General features: G+C 38.2%; 11 protein-coding genes. 6 read left to right on the top strand and 5 right to left on the bottom strand.

From position 1 onward, the window contains the following. Positions 1–32: 32 nt before the first annotated feature. The 5 genes from AC5P2S_RS17165 to AC5P2S_RS17145 form a co-directional block, all read right to left on the bottom strand. A complete protein-coding gene (locus AC5P2S_RS17165; protein WP_120212127.1) occupies positions 33–668 on the bottom strand; it encodes a carbonic anhydrase in 636 nt (211 codons plus the stop codon). 62 nt (positions 669–730) lie between these two features. After that, positions 731–2,326, bottom strand: a complete 1,596-nt coding sequence (locus AC5P2S_RS17160; RefSeq protein ID WP_494555742.1) for a SulP family inorganic anion transporter — start codon at positions 2,324–2,326, stop codon at positions 731–733. Positions 2,327–2,509: 183 nt separating this feature from the next. After that, the gene (locus tag AC5P2S_RS17155; protein WP_283415946.1) at positions 2,510–2,806 is read right to left on the bottom strand and encodes a hypothetical protein; all 297 of its coding nucleotides are present in this window, start codon (positions 2,804–2,806) and stop codon (positions 2,510–2,512) included. Positions 2,807–2,820: 14 nt separating this feature from the next. Further along, positions 2,821–3,486, bottom strand: a complete 666-nt coding sequence (locus AC5P2S_RS17150; protein WP_283415947.1) for a carbonic anhydrase — start codon at positions 3,484–3,486, stop codon at positions 2,821–2,823. Positions 3,487–3,676: 190 nt separating this feature from the next. Further along, positions 3,677–4,315, bottom strand: a complete 639-nt coding sequence (locus AC5P2S_RS17145) for a DUF6266 family protein (RefSeq protein WP_494555741.1) — start codon at positions 4,313–4,315, stop codon at positions 3,677–3,679. A gap of 680 nt (positions 4,316–4,995) precedes the next feature. Between AC5P2S_RS17145 and AC5P2S_RS17140 the strand changes: the two genes are divergently transcribed. The 6 genes from AC5P2S_RS17140 (at position 4,996) to AC5P2S_RS17115 (ending at position 17,687) form a co-directional block, all read left to right on the top strand. Then, positions 4,996–6,771: a T9SS type A sorting domain-containing protein gene (locus AC5P2S_RS17140; RefSeq protein ID WP_494555740.1), complete on the top strand. Its 1,776-nt coding sequence runs from the start codon at positions 4,996–4,998 to the stop codon at positions 6,769–6,771. A gap of 12 nt (positions 6,772–6,783) precedes the next feature. Continuing rightward, positions 6,784–11,109, top strand: a complete 4,326-nt coding sequence (locus AC5P2S_RS17135; protein ID WP_494555739.1) for a hypothetical protein — start codon at positions 6,784–6,786, stop codon at positions 11,107–11,109. A 99-nt stretch (positions 11,110–11,208) separates the two neighbouring features. Continuing rightward, the gene (locus tag AC5P2S_RS17130; protein WP_494555738.1) at positions 11,209–12,042 is read left to right on the top strand and encodes a hypothetical protein; all 834 of its coding nucleotides are present in this window, start codon (positions 11,209–11,211) and stop codon (positions 12,040–12,042) included. 17 nt (positions 12,043–12,059) lie between these two features. Next, on the top strand, positions 12,060–15,980 hold the full coding sequence (locus AC5P2S_RS17125; RefSeq protein WP_494555737.1) for a DUF6443 domain-containing protein: 3,921 nt from the start codon (positions 12,060–12,062) through the stop codon (positions 15,978–15,980). A 2-nt stretch (positions 15,981–15,982) separates the two neighbouring features. Then, on the top strand, positions 15,983–16,234 hold the full coding sequence (locus AC5P2S_RS17120; RefSeq protein ID WP_494555736.1) for an Imm74 family immunity protein: 252 nt from the start codon (positions 15,983–15,985) through the stop codon (positions 16,232–16,234). Between the two features lie 337 nt (positions 16,235–16,571). Then, positions 16,572–17,687, top strand: a complete 1,116-nt coding sequence (locus AC5P2S_RS17115; protein ID WP_494555735.1) for an RHS repeat-associated core domain-containing protein — start codon at positions 16,572–16,574, stop codon at positions 17,685–17,687.

The following is a 17,687-nucleotide window of genomic DNA, read 5'->3' as shown; positions in this document are numbered from 1 at the left end:
ACTACCCTAATTGTATGAAGAAAAAATATTTCCTATAACCAAGTTACAACGCCAGTTTCTACGTCGTAATTTGCACCCACGATTTTGATTTTACCTTCGTCTTCCAGCCTTTTCAAAGTTGAGCTTTGCTTTCTGATGTCTTCAATTGCGTGCTTTACATTGTGGTGATTCAGTCTTTCCAGAAGGTCTTCGTTCTTGGAAGAGCGCTCCTCACCCTCTTTAATGATATTTTTGATGATTGGGTCAAAGTGTCCGATCAAATGATTCAGGTTATCCATTCCCATTCCTTCGATGGCTGCTGCATCCAGACCACCTTTCAGTGCACCGCATTTGGAGTGTCCAAGAACCACTACCAGTTTAGAACCAGCTACATTACAGCCAAATTCCATTGAGCCAAGAATATCCTGATTCACAAAGTTACCTGCGATTCTTACACTGAAGATGTCTCCAAGACCTTGGTCAAAGATCAATTCAGCAGAAGTACGGCTGTCGATACAGCTCAAAATAACCGCAAATGGCCATTGTCCCGCACGCGTTGCATTCACCTGCTCCAGAAGATCTCTGTTTGCTTTCAGGTTGTTGACAAACCTTGCATTGCCTTCTTTAAGGATTTCCAATGCTTTTTCCGGAGTAATGGTTGCCTGCGTTTCTGATGTATGTGCTTTCATATTTTTAAAATGTTTTAATATTTGTGTTTCTGATTGTTAAAATTTAATAATAAATAATTTGGTTACATTGCTCTTTTGTGGTTCACCACCACGTGAGAATCCTGATCGCTCGCATAATCTCTATACGATGTTTTGAATCCCACCAGCTCTACTTCTATATCTTCTTCTTTTGCTCTGACATTCGCAAAATCCTGAATCATTTCCAGTACATCTGTCGTTATGTATGAAGTCGTCTTGGCATCGATAATTACCTTTGAACCAGACTTGATGTTCTTCAATGTTTTTTTAATCGCCGCCTTGTTCAGGAAAGAAACTTCTTCTGCTAATTTGATAGTGATCTCGTCAGCATCGTTCAATGTTTCTCTGCTCAGGTAATAGGCTCGCTTCATATTGCCTTGCAGGATATAAATAATTGAAATCAATAATCCAATCCCAACACCTTTCAGCAAATCCGTTGCCACAACAGCTAAAACTGTCGCTACGAATGGGATAAACTGATACTTTCCGTTGTGCCAAAAATGCTTGAATGTAGCTGGTTTTGCCAATTTGTAACCCACCAAAATCAATACCGCTGCTAAGGTTGCTAACGGAATCAAATTCAATATGACAGGAATGGTTAGAACACAGATCAATAAAAGAACACCATGGATGATTGCCGATAATTTGGATGTTGCGCCTGCATTGGCATTAGCAGAACTTCTTACAACGACCGATGTCATTGGTAATCCGCCAATGAACGAACTTATCAGATTGCCTATTCCCTGTGCTTTAAGCTCCAGATTGGTATCTGTAATTCTTCTTCTTATGTCCAGTCTGTCCGACGCTTCTATACAAAGTAGTGTTTCAATTGATGCTACGATAGCAATCGTTGCGCCGGTGACCCACACTTTTGGATTGGTGAATCCTGCAAAATCAGGAAAAGTGATCATATTCTTGAACTCATCCAAAGTGGTCGGAACAGGAAGTGTTACCAGATGCTCTGGGGAAATGGCTAATGAACTTCCCGATAATTTGAAAAATTCATTAATCAGGATTCCGGCAATTACTGCTACTAGTGCTCCGGGTAATAATTTCATTCTTTTCAATGCTGCAATATTATCCCAGGCTAACAAAATTCCCATTGAAATTAATGTTATAATGACAGCTCCCGGATGTATCGCCGCGAATAATTCTGAAAAATAATTAATGTTAAATCCATTATCGAATAACGACTGATGCCCTTCATAATCTTTATCAAAGCCTACCGCGTGAGAAATCTGCTTAAGAATGATGATGATTCCGATCCCGGCTAACATCCCTTCGATCACATTGTTCGGGAAATAATTGGAGATACTTCCTGCACGGATAAAACCCAGGATCAACTGGATGACTCCGGCAATAATCCCGGCACAAAGAAATAATTCGAATGCACCAATATCGGTAATCGCTACCAAAATAATAGCTGTAAGACCGGCTGCCGGCCCAGAAACTGAGATGTTGGAATTGCTGATCGCGCCCACTACAATACCTCCAACAATACCTGCAAGGATACCGGATAAAGGAGGCGCTCCGGATGCCAGTGCAATGCCTAAACATAATGGTAATGCAACTAAAAATACTACAAGACCAGACGGAAAGTTCTCTTTGATTCCTCCAAACAAAGATTGTGACTTTTTCATAAGAAAATAATAAGTTTGACTGATGTCATCACCTGACCTAAAGGTAACTACATCAATGTAAATAACAGATGTGATTGATAATCAATAGTGATTGATTAAGACGATGTCAGGAAACGGCAAGTGCTATCCGCTGTGTGATTACAGCCAACCCCAAGCGTTTTCTGAGAAAACAGAAAATGTTATTTATGCTTCCGGAGGTGGAGAGAATATGCTGAGAGACGGCGGGAAATATAGAGTTGATTCCCAGTTGACTGTAATTTTTCTATGGGTGTCAGCTTCATAAAACTTCAGGAAATCATGGATGTCCATCGTTTTAGGAATGGTTTTTTCGTAGATAACGATTGTGTTGCTGGAGTGCGTCTCTTCTTCACTGATTACAACATTGGTTCTCGGCAGTTCCCAACCGAACATTGCGGCTAATCCCGGAAGAGCCGTAAAGTTGAGAAAGATCGTTAATGTTATAATACTCCAGTACTTCATAATATTTGATGTGCCTATTTTTTTCTGCTCATCACCCAATCAGAATCTGTCAGGTTGTAGATCTTCTGAATGTCTTTTAATATGTTTTCAAAATCGATTTCGAGATCGATTATTTTTCCTGATCTCAGGTCGAAAACCCAACCATGGACGACCGGAAATTCTTCCAAAATATAACGTTCCTGTACGCAAGCCATTTTGATGACATTGATGCATTGTTCCTGGACATTCAGTTCTACCAGGCGGTCATATCTTTTGTCTTCATCTTCAATAGCGTCTAGCTCTGCCTGATGCAGCCTGTATACATCCCGAATATTTCTCAGCCAGGGATTCAGAAGTCCGAGATCCTGTGATGTCATTGCCGCTTTTACACCGCCACAGTTATAATGGCCACATACTATAATGTGCTTTACTTTCAGATGTTCCACAGCATACTGAATCACCGCTGTTGAGCTCATATCTAAAGTGTTAATGACATTGGCTACATTCCTGTGAACAAAAACCTCGCCCGGTTCTGCTCCCATCATATCTTCTGCCGTTACCCGGCTGTCGGAACATCCGATGTAGAGATATTCGGGATTTTGAGTTTGAGCAAGCTGGTGAAAATATTCCGGGTTGCCGGAAATCTTGGATTCAACCCACTTCTTGTTGTTCTCGAAAATAGCTTCGTATGACTTTGCCATTTAAACTTGGTTTGTAAATTATTTATTTCGTTGAAATCATTTTCAATTTCAATAGATCGAATCAATAATAATGCAAAAATAAAAGTTTACAGTGTAAAAAACTAATATTTAACAAACTTTTAATATTAGGACTTTTTCTTCTGACTTTAAAATAATCAGCCGTAAGAATTATCACGGCTGATCATTTGTTTTAAAAAACTGTTCCCGCATACTGTGAATTGGAGGCAATTTCACCATTTTCTGTTCGGAATGCGATCCAAACATGAAGTGGTTTGTTTTGAAAGTTGACCGGTAAGTTTACTGAATATTTGATATCAGAGCGTTTTGCGGCGTTTTCTACGAAGAACGTAAAATCATTATCCTCTCCGGCAATTAGAATCTGAGCTACATCATTTTCTCTCTCAGGGTTTCCTGCAGAATTATCCTGCCAGCTGATCTCCAATGATTCGGCTGATTTTAAGCTCATTCCTAATGGCACGGCCCCTAAGAGATTACCTTTGGAGAAATAAAGCGAAGGATAATCCGGAGTGATCGTCTCCGCGGTGTAGTTGATCCTGAAGTTTTCCATCAGATTGGTCATTGCCAGGTTGTAGCAGGATTTCATCCCGCTTCTGCTTCCAAAGTATTGGCACGCATAAGCTCTATAAGACTGCATGAATGCGGCACACTTTTTCATCCGATTCTGAATCAGCATCTGTTTCGCTGTTGGTTGTGAGGCTCTTTTTTTAGGGCGAACTCTTGAAATTTCATTGCCGTAAACGTTGGCGACTACGATGCGTCCTGTGCGTCCCGAAGTGCCGGATAATAATGAGTCATGTAATTTTCCCATAATGTTTTTTTTAAAATTTAATAGATAGTTTTAAAATTGCTTTTTGTGTCAGCTGATGAGCCAAAAGTATTATGGGTTGTCGTCAAAAGTTGTCGTGATTTATTTTTTTTGAATTATTTTTAATTGCAAAGGCGCATGGGTTTTTGTTTGGGTTGTATTTTAAGGGGGCGCAAGGATGCTTCGTTCATTATAAGGATTGGTTTTTATGCGCGCTTCGAGAGCCTCAGCCTGACAGCGGTTTTTTGATTGATGGTGAAATGTTAAAATACTTCGATTCCGCTCAGTGTGACATTTCTGATACAAAATGTTTATAGTTGCAGGTATATGTTTTAATCTACTGATATTTTGTTGATCGTGATGTTTGCATTTAACATAATATGAGAGTTTGTATATCCTTTGTATAACCTTTGTTCGATAGTGGTATATCTATTCTATATCCGTTGGTTATCCTATGTTCGATGTTCGTTCGATAATTAGTTGTTTAGGATGATCTTAATAAGACCAGCGATTTAGCATAATAAAATACATTAAAAAATATTTTAAAAGTTGTTAAAATGTTATTATTTTAGCAAATAATAAAAAAACATGAATGTGATAATAAAGCGACAAGATTTGTCGCATAACAATGCTATTGTTGCATTGTGAATAATAATCAATAACCAAAAAAGAAAACTCAAATTATGAAAAAGATTTCTACCACACTATTGGTGCTGGGTTCTGCTGTACTCTTTTCGCAGAAGATTTCCTGGCAAAAGAATCTCGACTCCGGGACACAGGATTTTCTTTCCGGACTGGCGGTTACGATAGACGGCCAGTATTTAGTTTCGGGATCATCCATTCAGTCCCTTCGTCAGGCTCAGGGTGACAGCTCCGGCTCAACTGCCGTAAATCCATCATCAACCCACAATCAAAACAAAGGCTACGATTACCATATCCTGAAGCTTGACCAGCAGGGTCAGAAGGTTTGGGAGAAGTATTTTTCAGGGAATCAGCATGATTATCTCAGCGCCACCGTTTCAACAAAGGAAGGTGGCTTTTTGTTGGCAGGGACTTCGTATTCGTCTTTAGGATTGGATAAGAAAGATAAATCTAATGGATCATCCGATATCTGGCTGATTAAGATTGATGAGAATGGTGAAGAACAGTGGCAGAAAACCATCGGAACAAGATACAGTGAAGAAGCCAGAAGTGTGACTCAGACTACGGACGAAGGTTACATTGTTACAGGCTCTACCAATCATCCAAAATCAGGTTACGGCTCCAAAGATGTTCTGGTCATTAAGCTGGATAAGAAAGGCAGGATCATTAGTCAATTAATTCTGGGTGGCAAAGGTCTGGATGAAGTGGAGAAAGTGATCCCGACGAAAGACGGCGGCGTGTTGATGGGCATTTATTCCAGGAGCGGCATCTATGACGGAGAGTCAAAACCGAAGATCAATTCTAAAGATTTATTATTACAGAATTCTGGAAGTTTAAATTTAAATTCCGGTAATACTTCTCAATCCTCAACCAACTACTCAGGCAGTAATTCATCATCATCCAACAATCAGAATTCTACAGAGAACTACAATATTAATTTCTATGGTAAGTCCTTCGGAAACTATGGCGAGGGTGATTACTGGATCGTGAAGCTGGATAAGAGTGGTAATGTCCAGTGGGAGAAGAACTTTGGGGGAAGCGAGGACGACCATGTTAGAACAATGGCATTGACAGATTCAGGTTATATTATTGGTGGAGAAAGCCGCTCAGAGACCTCGGGTAACAAGAGGGCGAAGCTGGAGGAGGGGACAGACCTTTGGATATTGGCATTGGATGAGGACGGTAACGAGCAGTGGCAGCAGTCTTACAACTTTAAGAACCGGGATGTGCTGATGTCCTTGAATACTATCAGGAATCATAATGTCACCCTGAGCGGAGCCGAAGGGTCTCAATCCGTCAAAGGCTTTTTGATAGGTGGTTACACGCAGTCGGAAGGCAAGGTGGAGAAGAATGATGAGACGTTCTGGATGCTGTACATTGACAGGAATGGTAAGGAAGTCTGGCGAAAGTATGTTGAAGGCAGGGACAAGAAAAAAGAAGAAAGACTAACATCCGCATTACTGAACAGGGACGGCTCATATATCCTGGCAGGGACAAGCGCTGAGGAATTGGGGAAAGAGAACTGGAAGGTGGTTAAGCTTGAGGACAAACAAATTGAAGATCTGATGGAGAACAAGGATATCCAGATTTATCCGAATCCTGTGAAGGATTACTGTTATGTGGAGATCGGGCTGGACTTCGAGAGTGCAGATGTCTATGTTTATGATATGACAGGTAAGGTGATCCACACCCTGAGCACCAAAAACAGGGTTACGAAGATTGATACGAGTAAACTACCACAGGGTGTTTACATCATCAAAGCGAGTATCCCAGCCCAACAGAACAAAAAACTAACTGCTAAAATCGTGAAAGAGTAAAACGCATAGATTATGAAGAGAATTGTATACTTATTATTTAGCTTTTTAGCTAATTTTTTATTATCACAGGGAACGGAATTACCAAAAGTGATCTCTCCTTCTCCTAATGTAGCTTCATTACAAAAGTATGGAGAGATACCTGTAAGTAACTACACAGGAGTTCCTAACATTAATATACCCATCTATACTGTAAAATCAGGAGATATCGAAGTGCCAATATCTGCATCATACCATTCTTCTGGTATTAGGGTTACTGACGAAGCTAGTTGGATAGGGTTAGGTTGGACTCTTAATGCAGGTGGTGTTATTACAAGACAAGTTAGAGGAATAGATGATTTCGATTCTCATGGTTATTTGGGAAGTGGAATGTATTCTTTTCCAAATCAATCTAATACATTTACGATAATCAGCAATTATCAAAAAATAAAATATAGTCTTCATCCCTATGATCCAAATTATCCCCCTAGCATACATGAAATCACCACTCCTGAGATGAAAGCATTTAGTGGTGGATATATATCTTCTCAAGTATTTAACGGTAGTGGATTGGACATTTACGGATATCTTTCTGATATGGATCCATTTGTAGCCCCCCAGGATGCTGAACCGGATATTTATCATTATAATTTTTTGGGATATTCTGGTAAACTGATAATAGGAAAAAATGCTGGTATAATTAAAATAGTTTCTAGTGAACAAGATAGATTAAGTTTTACTTATAACCGCGACACAAAAAAATGGACTGCGAAAGACATTAAAGGATTTGAATTTGAGTTTGGGGTTACAGAGTATTCTCGATCTAAACAACGGACTTGTATGGATTCTGAAGATTATATCAGTGAAACTAGTATTACTGGCTGGTATTTAAGTAGGGTCAAATCTCCAGCAGGTGGTGAAATTTCATTTGAATATTTATATGATGATGGCGCTCCTATAGCCGGTGTAAGTGTTACAAGTCAAAATGGAGTTGAAGAACAAGGCAATATTCAATGGAGAAAGACACCTCCACCAGGAGATACAAAAAGTTATTTAGGTATTAATGCAGGTGCACAGCCGTGTAATGCTAATTTTATAGGTGGTTCTTATAAAAGAATTGTAAAGAATTATACTGAGAGCTTCGAAAAGTATTTGAAGAGAATTAATTTCAGCGAAGGTTATGTAGAATTTAATATGGATTACAATAATAGGAAGGATAGGGTTATTTTTAATTATTATCCTGAAAATAAAATTAGCGGTGCATTAAATAATATTATTATTTACAATAAAAATAATGAAATTATTGACAAAATTACTTTTAATACGGATTATTTTAACGCAGATAAAACGAATTTAAGTAATAAGCAAGACTATCTTCGGTTGAAGTTAAACGCAATAACTTTACACACAACAAGTACCAATCCTCAAAAATACAGTTTCGAGTATAGTAATATAGCACTTCCTTCAAAAGACACGCGCTCTGTAGATAGTTGGGGGTACTATAATGGTGCTAATAATACTAATATAATCAACTACGAGCTTTATGCAACGCCCTCTAGTTCATACTCTTTTCAGATTTTCGGAAATTCATACACAAGGGGTAGTTTTTCAACATTTATACCATCATACAATTATTCTGACAATGATATTGTTGTTAATATGAATGGAGCAGATCGTACTCCTAATAAAGATTTTATACAAGCAGGAATATTAAAAACGATTTACTATCCGACTGGAGGAAAGTCAAATTTTGAGTATGAACCTAACACCTATTACAAATCAGATGGAAAAGGAATCTCGGAAACATCCTATTTTGCAAGTGCATTAGGTGCCAATGAAACCTCATTTTGGGTACAAGATAAGTCATTTGTTAAAATAGAATACCGATTTGATAATAACACTGGTTATGGACAAGAGACAGAGTCATCTATTTATAATAAAATATGGAATACTTATGTAACTTTGGAAAAGCAAGATGGGACACAAAAACTTAGATTTTTTCCTGTAAGGGATTTTTCTAATCCAAATTATCCTGCTCCAGATGGTACATTTGCAAAACATACTTTGGCATATTTTACTGTACTGCTTGAGCCAGGAAATTATAAGTTAAAAGCTAATAATGGAGGGTTTGTATATTTTACTTTAGATTTAAAAGCAACTGTACAGAACAAATATACATCCAGTACATCTGTTAATCAAGTCGGGGCTGGTTTAAGGGTCAAATCGATACAAAATATAGACGGTACAGGAAATATTGAGGCAAAACAATATTCCTATACCTTAGACAATGGTAATAGTTCCGGTAACATTATGTCTCCAATATTCAATTTTTATAATGCTACCAGTTATATGGAAGGCTATTTGTCGACTCCTCCCTCTATTGCGCGTAATGAAGATATGGAATCGGCGTTTATTATATCATTAAAAAACCCAATTTATAAACGTAATCGGCCAATAGGAAATTATATTGAGGCTTCAGGTAGTAGTTTTCTTCCTTTAGGAAATTCTGCAGCTGGACAATCGATCGGTTATTCTCAAGTTACAATAACAAATGTTGATTCTTATCCATTTTCGGCAATGAAAAATTTGGGTAAGTCTGTTTATAAGTATAATAATTTTCCGGATACTTTGTATGGTGCGACTGTTCCCTATGTAAAAAGAGATAAGCAACATGATGAAAATGGACAATTGATAAATGAATACCATTATGACAGAGCAAATAAACTATTGTATGAGAAGGAATATAAATATGCTTTAGGAAGTACATTTAAAGTAAATGGATTAAGAATAATGAGAAGTTCATCACCTTATTGCTTTGTTAATCCTATAGGGACATATGGCAATGGTTTCTTTCCATGTGACGAAATGATCATGGGAGTTCTTTTTGATCGTTTTTATGAAGATGAGATAAATTGGTGGACTCCAAGCCAAGTTGTAGAAAGAACTTATCCACAAGGATTTGGAGTTCCAATAGTAACAACAAAAAATTTCACATATGAGAATTTAAGTCATAAACAGCTAACAAAAGAGGAGACTATTTTCCCTGATGTCACCACTCAGAAAACTTACAGGTATGCAGATGAAGAAGGCAATCAACTGATGAAAGACAGAAATATAATTGGTATCCCATTAATAAGTGAAACAAAGAAAACAGTTAATGGTTCAACAAAAACCCTTCAGAAAGTTGAGACCTATTATCCAAAAGATGCATCAGAAACTACAAGTACAAATGGTTTGACTTTACCATTATGGACAAAAACTTATGGTCTGGATAACCTTACTACGCCTAATACTTTTTTAACATATGACAAGTATGACTCTAAGGGAAACATCTTGCAATATTCAGAAAAAGGAATAAAACCTACTTCTTTTATTTGGGGGTATAATCAAACTTTGCCCATTGCAAAAATTGAAGGAATTGGGTATGATGCAATGATAGCACTTCCAGGAATAAGTGCAGTCGTAAACAATATGATTTCTAAGTCAGATATAGATAAAGATCAGACTACTGAAAATGATTTAATCGTTGCTTTGGATGCTTTCCGTACAAATTCTAACTTGGCAAATTACCAAATCAGTACTTACACCTATAATCCAATGATTGGTCTTACAAGCGTTACACCAGCTTCCGGAAACCGTGAGGTTTACAAATATGATGATAATAATCGCCTGTTGGAAGTTAAAGATATTAATGGAAATATTCTTAAAGAAAATAAATATAACTATTCTAATACTTTTGCTAGTGATATAAATACAACCGGCGAAATTCTGGGTAATACGAGTGTCGGGGTATTTTCAGGACAGACCTCCCATGAAACATATAATTATTTCACTAAAAATATGCCGGGCTATTACTATTGGTATACTCAACCCACTGATGGCGTTACATTATCTAATTTAAATAATTCGTCAGTTGTAAATCTCACATTTAATAGCAATTCCAAATCTTCATACACTTTATATGGTACAGGTTTGAATACCACAACAGGAGAGAATGTAACTTTAGAGAAAAAAATAAATGTCTATAGTATTACTTATCCAACCTATGGCAGTCCAAACCTTACCGCATTGCCAAATATTCAAATTGCCACTTCAGGAATTTATCTTAATGGAACCACAGTTTCCGGATATTTTGTTTTCAAGCCGGGAATCTTTACTGGAACAAAAGATTTTGCTCTTATTTCCAGTGATAAAGCCCCGTCTGCTGACAGACCGGTTAATTTTCATGAAGTTGATACCGGCATAGACAGACAATGGATTTTTACATTTAAAACAACGGGTTATGTTAGTGCATCATATACGGGAACACCGTTGACAAATGATTCAGCAATTAATGTAAGTTCGTTTACATATCAGAAATAGTACAATTTACCATAGCTGCTAATTCTCCATATATGACAAGGCTAAACAAAATCTTAAAAGAATACAAATACAATTACAAACAATAAAAAATTAAGAACTATGAAAAAGATATTAACAACAGTAATACTGACAATATCAATATTCTCTGTGAGCGCACAAAATATCAACTTTACGAACCTGTATGGAAATAACGCTTCAGAACCGGATAATTACCATATATCAAATACACAGACAGGCTTTGGTGGTGATTGGGGACTTGATGTAAAATGGTGGGGCGGTGTAAAGCTTAGAACCTCATTAGGAGTACTTTATATGAACAAGTGGGGCAATGTCGGCATCAATACAGAAAACCCTAATGCGACATTGGATATCAATGGTTTTTTAAGAACTTCAGGAAACATCAACACCAGTGATATTATCAGTGATGGAGTCAACAGTTGGATTTTCCATACGCCCGATGATCAGCGTAGAACGCTCCATATTGCCCCTGGATTAGGAAATGGTCAGTTTGACTGGACAAAACAGACTGTATTCAATAACAACGGTAATGTAGCAGTTAGTGGAAAACTTGAGGCTACAGAAGTCAAGGTCACCCAAAGCCCGACCGCAGATTTTGTCTTTGAAGAAACATATGATCTTCCAAAGCTGGAGGATGTTGAAAAACACATCAAAGAGAGAAAGCACTTGCCGGAAATTGCTTCGGCCAAGGAGATGGAAAAGGACGGTGTTAATGTCGGTGAGTTTCAAATCAAACTGTTGCAAAAGATTGAAGAACTGACATTGTATACAATCGAGCAGAATAAACTCAATAAAATCCAAACAGAAGAGATAAAAAATCAGAAGGAAAAAATCAAGCAATTAGAGCAGGAGAATCAGCAGATCAAATCTCTGTTGGAGCGGGTTGAAAGACTTGAAAAGAAAAAAACTAACTAACCATAAAGAATCATCTTATGCACAAGAAGATACTTATCATAATGGGGTTAGCCTGGAGTATTTCAGGTTTTTCCCAGACAACCAATCTTAGCGACAGCTACCAGCCTCCACAGACTGTTATGAATGTGGAAGTACGTATGCTTCGCGGTTTTCACGCAGATTCCAAGAATGTTATCTATAATAACGGTGCCGCATTTATTGCAAAATCTAAAATTTATGATCCCAACAATCCGGATCCTGTTATAACAAATCCACCGGTAGCATATAACCCTGCAAGCGATGAGAATTATATCTACACGAGAACCTATCTTGCCCCTGTAACCCAAAGCAATAATTATGCGCCACAGATGCAGAGCATCACTTATTTCGATGGATTGGGCAGACCCAAGCAGAATATAGCCATCAAATCGACACCCGGCGGGAATGATCTGGTAACGCCTATTGTTTATGATGGATTTGGCAGGCAGACATTAGACTATCTTCCGATACCAGTTTCTACACTTAACGGCAGTATACAGCCAACTACAGGAAGCAATATCGATCCCTATTATTGGTCTTTAGGTGTTGGCGGTAATGCCTTTAACGAGAAAAAATTAGAAAACTCGCCCCTGGATAGGGTTTTGGAACAATATGGCCCGGGCGATGATTGGAAAAATAACAGCAAGAAAACAACTTTCGACTATCTGGCTAATGGAGGTAGTGAAGTGCTGAAGTTTGTAACCAGCACTCCAACACCATGGACAGAAGGCATCACCCACAGTACACTGTCATTAGCTACCGGGAATTACTATCCTCAGGCAACTCTGTACAAGAATAAGGTAACGGATGAGGACGACAATGTATCTTACGAGTTTAAGAATGGACAGGGACAGACGTTATTAGTAAGAAAGATGCTGACAACCACGCAATCAGCGGACACTTATTATGTATATAACGAATACGACCAGCTGGCTTTTGTAATCTCACCTAAAGGCGTTGAAGAAGTCCTAAATAATCTGGCGACCGCCGATTTGACAGAAACAGGTGCGATACTGTCAGAACTAAGCTATCAGTACCGTTACGACGGCAGAAATCGACTCGCTGAAAAAAAACTTCCGGGTAAAGGCTGGGAATCTATGGTTTATGATAATCAGGACCGTTTGGTAATGACCCAGGATGCCAATCTGAAAGATGCCGGAGAATGGCTCTTTACTAAGTACGACCAGTTCGGAAGGGTTGCCTACACAGGAATTACATCAGATTCAGGAACAAGAAGCAGCCTTCAGACGACATTGAATGGTAAAGGCAGTAACAATGTTGCGAGAACGACATCTTCAGGATTCACTGCTCCCGGATTAATAGTTTATTATGATAATCTTACGGCAAATAATTATCCTAATACCATAACCAAACTGTTATCGGTCAACTATTATGACAGCTATCCGGCCGATAAGCCAAACCTGTCGACATTAGCCTTCCAGCAGACCTTCATCACGGATAATTTCCAGAATAATATCAATACAAAGTCACTTCCTGTAGCTTCTTATCTGTGTAATATCGAAAATAATTCGTGGACTAAGAACTTTAACTATTATGATGAGAAAGGACGTATTATCGGCACTTATTCCAAAAATTACCTTGGAGGTTACACGCAGACGGAGGCTTTTCTTGATTTCACAGGAACACCACAGAAAACTATAACAAGGCATAAGAGAAAGACTGCCGACACAGAGGTAAGAATCGCAGAACGGTTTATCTATGACTATCAGAACAGGCTCAAGCAGCATTATCATCAGGTCAACAGCAATGCAGAAGTTCTTCTTGCAGAAAATACTTATAATGAACTGGGGAGACTTGTTAAAAAACAAGTTGGTAATAATCTTCAGGAGATCAATTACGACTACAACATCAGAGGCTGGATGACAGGGATCAATGATTTAGGTAGTATCGGCAATGACTTGTTTGCCTATAAGATCAATTATAACACCATTAATATTCCGACCAACCTCAGAAAACCTTACCTGGCGGACCAGTCCCTGGAGATCAACAAAAAATATAATGGGAATATCTCTCAGATCGAATGGCTGATAGCAGACCCAGCGGAATCTTCTCATGTGCAGAAATCCTACGGCTACACTTATGATGCCCTTAACAGGTTGAGCGCAGGATTTTATTACGTGAAAAACAGCGGCCAGTATATATTTCCTGAAGAGAACAACGAGATCCCAAAATATGACCTTAATGGAAATATCAGCGAGCTTAAGAGGTTTTCATATAATATCGGGACAGCGTCCAGCCTGATTGATGATCTTAGCTATCACTATACCGGGAATAGGCTGACATCAATAGACGATGTTTCAGGTGATGCCAATGGTTATGAGGGTGGCAATAGCACGATTGATTATGATGATAACGGCAATATGATTACTATGCCGGATAAAAGATTCAACTCGATCACCTACAATCACCTTAATCTTCCCAATGCAATGGATATGGGTTCCGGTAAGAGGAAGTCCAGTAACAGCACCTTGTACAGGGCAGACGGAACAAAGCTGCGAAAGTCTTACATCTCCCTTCGCCCTACAATGTCTGGAATCTGGGCGAACGTTACTGCGACTACACACTACCTGGATGGTTTCCAGTATCTTGATCCGGGAACTTCGGGACTCACGCTCGCGGCTAATAGCTTTGAAGAAGACAATGAGCTCGATCTTGCGATGGAGCGGGAGGCGTTCCAAAGAGTGGAAGAAGTTGCCTTAACCGAACCGGGAACCGGAATAGAGAATGCAACATTGCAGTTCGTACCGACAGCGGAGGGGTATTACAGTTTTGTGGAAAATCGTTATATTTACCAGTACAGAGATCACTTGGGTAATGCCAGAGTGAGTTATGCAAGAAACAGCGCAGGCGGAATAGAAGTAACAGACAAGAACAATTACTACCCATTTGGAATGAACCATCTGGACAACGATTCTGGATCATTCTTCGGACAGAGTTCGTATAAGAACTACAAGTATGGTTCCAAGGAATTGCAAGAATTTGGCGGATATGACTTCGGTGCGCGGGTTTACTCACCTGATGCACCTCATTTTTGGCAGATAGACCCTCTTGCAGAATCTACACCAGGATGGTCACCCTATGCTTATGGTTTTAATAATCCTATGCGTTTTGCAGACCCTACAGGAATGTCTAATGAAGATTGGGTGAAGAGGGGGAATCAGATATTTTTTGACCCGGCAGTCAAAGGTAATGCAGAAACAAAATTGAAATACGGAGAGAATGCTCAATCAATTACAGGCTATCACGTTACGCAAGGAGATGTTACTACGCATTATGCTTTGGGGGATAATGGTTCTATTACAACTACTGTTGGGAGTCTTAATTTTATGTCTACTACCCAAAGTGTTTTTGGTTCAAATAATATAGAAACCGGAAAAGCTACAATATTAGGCATAGGTGGAAGTGATACCATTACTGGCTCTATAAGAGAAACACCAGCTTCCAACTCTCCCGAAGTAGCAATGGGTAATCCTTCGGGGCGGTTAGCCGTTGCTGGGTTGTATGGTATGCAGATAGGAACTGCGGATATTGCAGCATCCAAAGCTTTAGGAGGAGCGTTTAACTTTTTAGCTTTTGGTAAAGGAGCAGGTCGAGTTTTTTGGTCTGGTGGAGATATAGCAAAAAATGCCGCTATTGATTATGCTACTGCAAATGGAGGTCGTTCATTAGAGATGACCTGGGTAGGAAGAGGATTGGAGTATGCAACAGAAAAAACTTCCTATAATACAATGAAACCCTTTTGGGATTATGCTTCATACAGTTTTGGAAGAGGAGCAGAAGGAACAGCTAACGTATTCATAAATCAAGCACGATATCGCTCTGGAAGCATTTGGAATACTGTAGAAAGACCTTTATTGCAATCAAGAGGAATTAATATTAATGCACATCTAATAAAATAATTATGTTTGGATTATTTAAACCTAAAAAGATTGTTTTCAAAGGCAGAGCAGGACTTATTTTTAATATGAATAAGAATGAATCTTATTATATAGATTCCGAAATGCTAAACGGAGAATATGATATAGTTATTTACAAAGATAGTATTCTTAAACTTCCTGAAAAACAACAATTGAGCAATGAAAGTAGAAATAGAATTTTGCAATCATTAGTTGAAGAGTTAGAAAAACAGAGTCTGAAATATGAAATTGAATAATGATTCTATGAAACTCAAAACCCCAATAAGTTTTAGGATAAAGTTAAGTCTTCCAGATGGAAAAGAGATTTTATATTGGTAGTGTTCCAAACAAGTTGGTAAATAAAAATAGTATTGGTATTCGATACTATTTTTATAGAAATAAGATAGGAAAATAAAGTTTGAAATGGTATTGTAGATAGCCAGAACAGGAGAAATTAGAAAACAGGCTATCTAAAATGCTGAGAATCATAAAAGGTGTTTCAGATGTGTTGGTGTTATTACCAGTACAAAGACAACCTTGGTAACACGAGGCTGAACTTTGGGCGTGACGAGAACCGGAATAGAGAATGCAACATTGCAGTTCGTACCGACAGCGGAGGGATATTACAGTTTTGTGGAAAATCGTTATATTTACCAGTACAGAGATCATCTTGGCAATGCAAGGGTGAGTTATTCAAGGAACAGCGCAGGCGGCATAGAAGTAACGGATAAGAACAATTACTACCCATTTGGAATGAACCATCTGGACAACGATTCTGGATCATTTTTTGGACAGAGTTCTTACAAGAATTACAAGTACCAAGGACAGGAATTACAAGAGACTGGATGGTACAGTTTTAAGTGGAGAAACTATATGCCGGATGTAGGGAGATTTTTTAATGTAGATCCTCTTTCTGAAAAATACGCTTACCAATCTCATTATAATTTTTCTGAAAACCGTGTAATTGATAGTAGAGAATTGGAAGGTCTTGAAGCTGTTAAGGTAAATAAAGATGTATCTCATCTTGTTATTACCGTAAATGGAAGAGCTGGAGGAGGATCGGGTGATTATATTCAAGGAAATAATACTTTGGTGAAAAATTTACCCGCACCATATAATAGAGGTGATGATGGTCTTTCTCTAATAGGAAAAAACCCAATATTTTCTGTTGATAATGCAACTGTAATAAACTACGCAGGTTCTGACTCTAATATTACATCAAAACATATAGCCCAAACAATATCCGACTATCATGCGGCGAATCCTGATGGTCAAATTGATCTTGTAGGACATAGTTTAGGGGGGAAAAACGTTTTAGAGGCAGCTAATATTGCGAAAGATGTTCCTATAAACTTAGTGATGACTCTGGAAGCAGCTTCTCCAGAAGGAGGTATTTTAGGAAGTGCATATTCTGCATCCTTAGGCTCTAATGTAAAAAATATTATAAATTTTAATTCTAATCGCTCAAGTTATATAGGTGGTGGTGGATCTGCTACTAATTCTTCACAAAAATCAACAAATATTAGTTTACCAACTGGCACAGATCATACTAATATGGACAATTCTTTAATATTTTATATTGCCCCATTGTTAAATACTACAAATCCGGTAGATACATCTAACAGAGTTAATTTTAATAATATGAAGATATTTAATAATGGTCAAATTGTTCCAGATCCTAATAATAAAAAAGGTACATCTTCCTATTAA

The organism is Epilithonimonas sp. 33E, assembly GCF_059372615.1.
This window is presented reverse-complemented; position numbering and strand designations above follow the sequence as displayed.

Bases quoted from the DNA above. Each gene is read 5' to 3' on its own strand.
- AC5P2S_RS17165 (WP_120212127.1), bottom strand. From the start codon at position 668: ATGAAAGCACATACATCAGAAACGCAGGCAACCATTACTCCGGAAAAA.
- AC5P2S_RS17160 (WP_494555742.1), bottom strand. From the start codon at position 2,326: ATGAAAAAGTCACAATCTTTGTTTGGAGGAATCAAAGAGAACTTTCCG.
- AC5P2S_RS17155 (WP_283415946.1), bottom strand. From the start codon at position 2,806: ATGAAGTACTGGAGTATTATAACATTAACGATCTTTCTCAACTTTACG.
- AC5P2S_RS17150 (WP_283415947.1), bottom strand. From the start codon at position 3,486: ATGGCAAAGTCATACGAAGCTATTTTCGAGAACAACAAGAAGTGGGTT.
- AC5P2S_RS17145 (WP_494555741.1), bottom strand. From the start codon at position 4,315: ATGGGAAAATTACATGACTCATTATTATCCGGCACTTCGGGACGCACA.
- AC5P2S_RS17140 (WP_494555740.1), top strand. From the start codon at position 4,996: ATGAAAAAGATTTCTACCACACTATTGGTGCTGGGTTCTGCTGTACTC.
- AC5P2S_RS17135 (WP_494555739.1), top strand. From the start codon at position 6,784: ATGAAGAGAATTGTATACTTATTATTTAGCTTTTTAGCTAATTTTTTA.
- AC5P2S_RS17130 (WP_494555738.1), top strand. From the start codon at position 11,209: ATGAAAAAGATATTAACAACAGTAATACTGACAATATCAATATTCTCT.
- AC5P2S_RS17125 (WP_494555737.1), top strand. From the start codon at position 12,060: ATGCACAAGAAGATACTTATCATAATGGGGTTAGCCTGGAGTATTTCA.
- AC5P2S_RS17120 (WP_494555736.1), top strand. From the start codon at position 15,983: ATGTTTGGATTATTTAAACCTAAAAAGATTGTTTTCAAAGGCAGAGCA.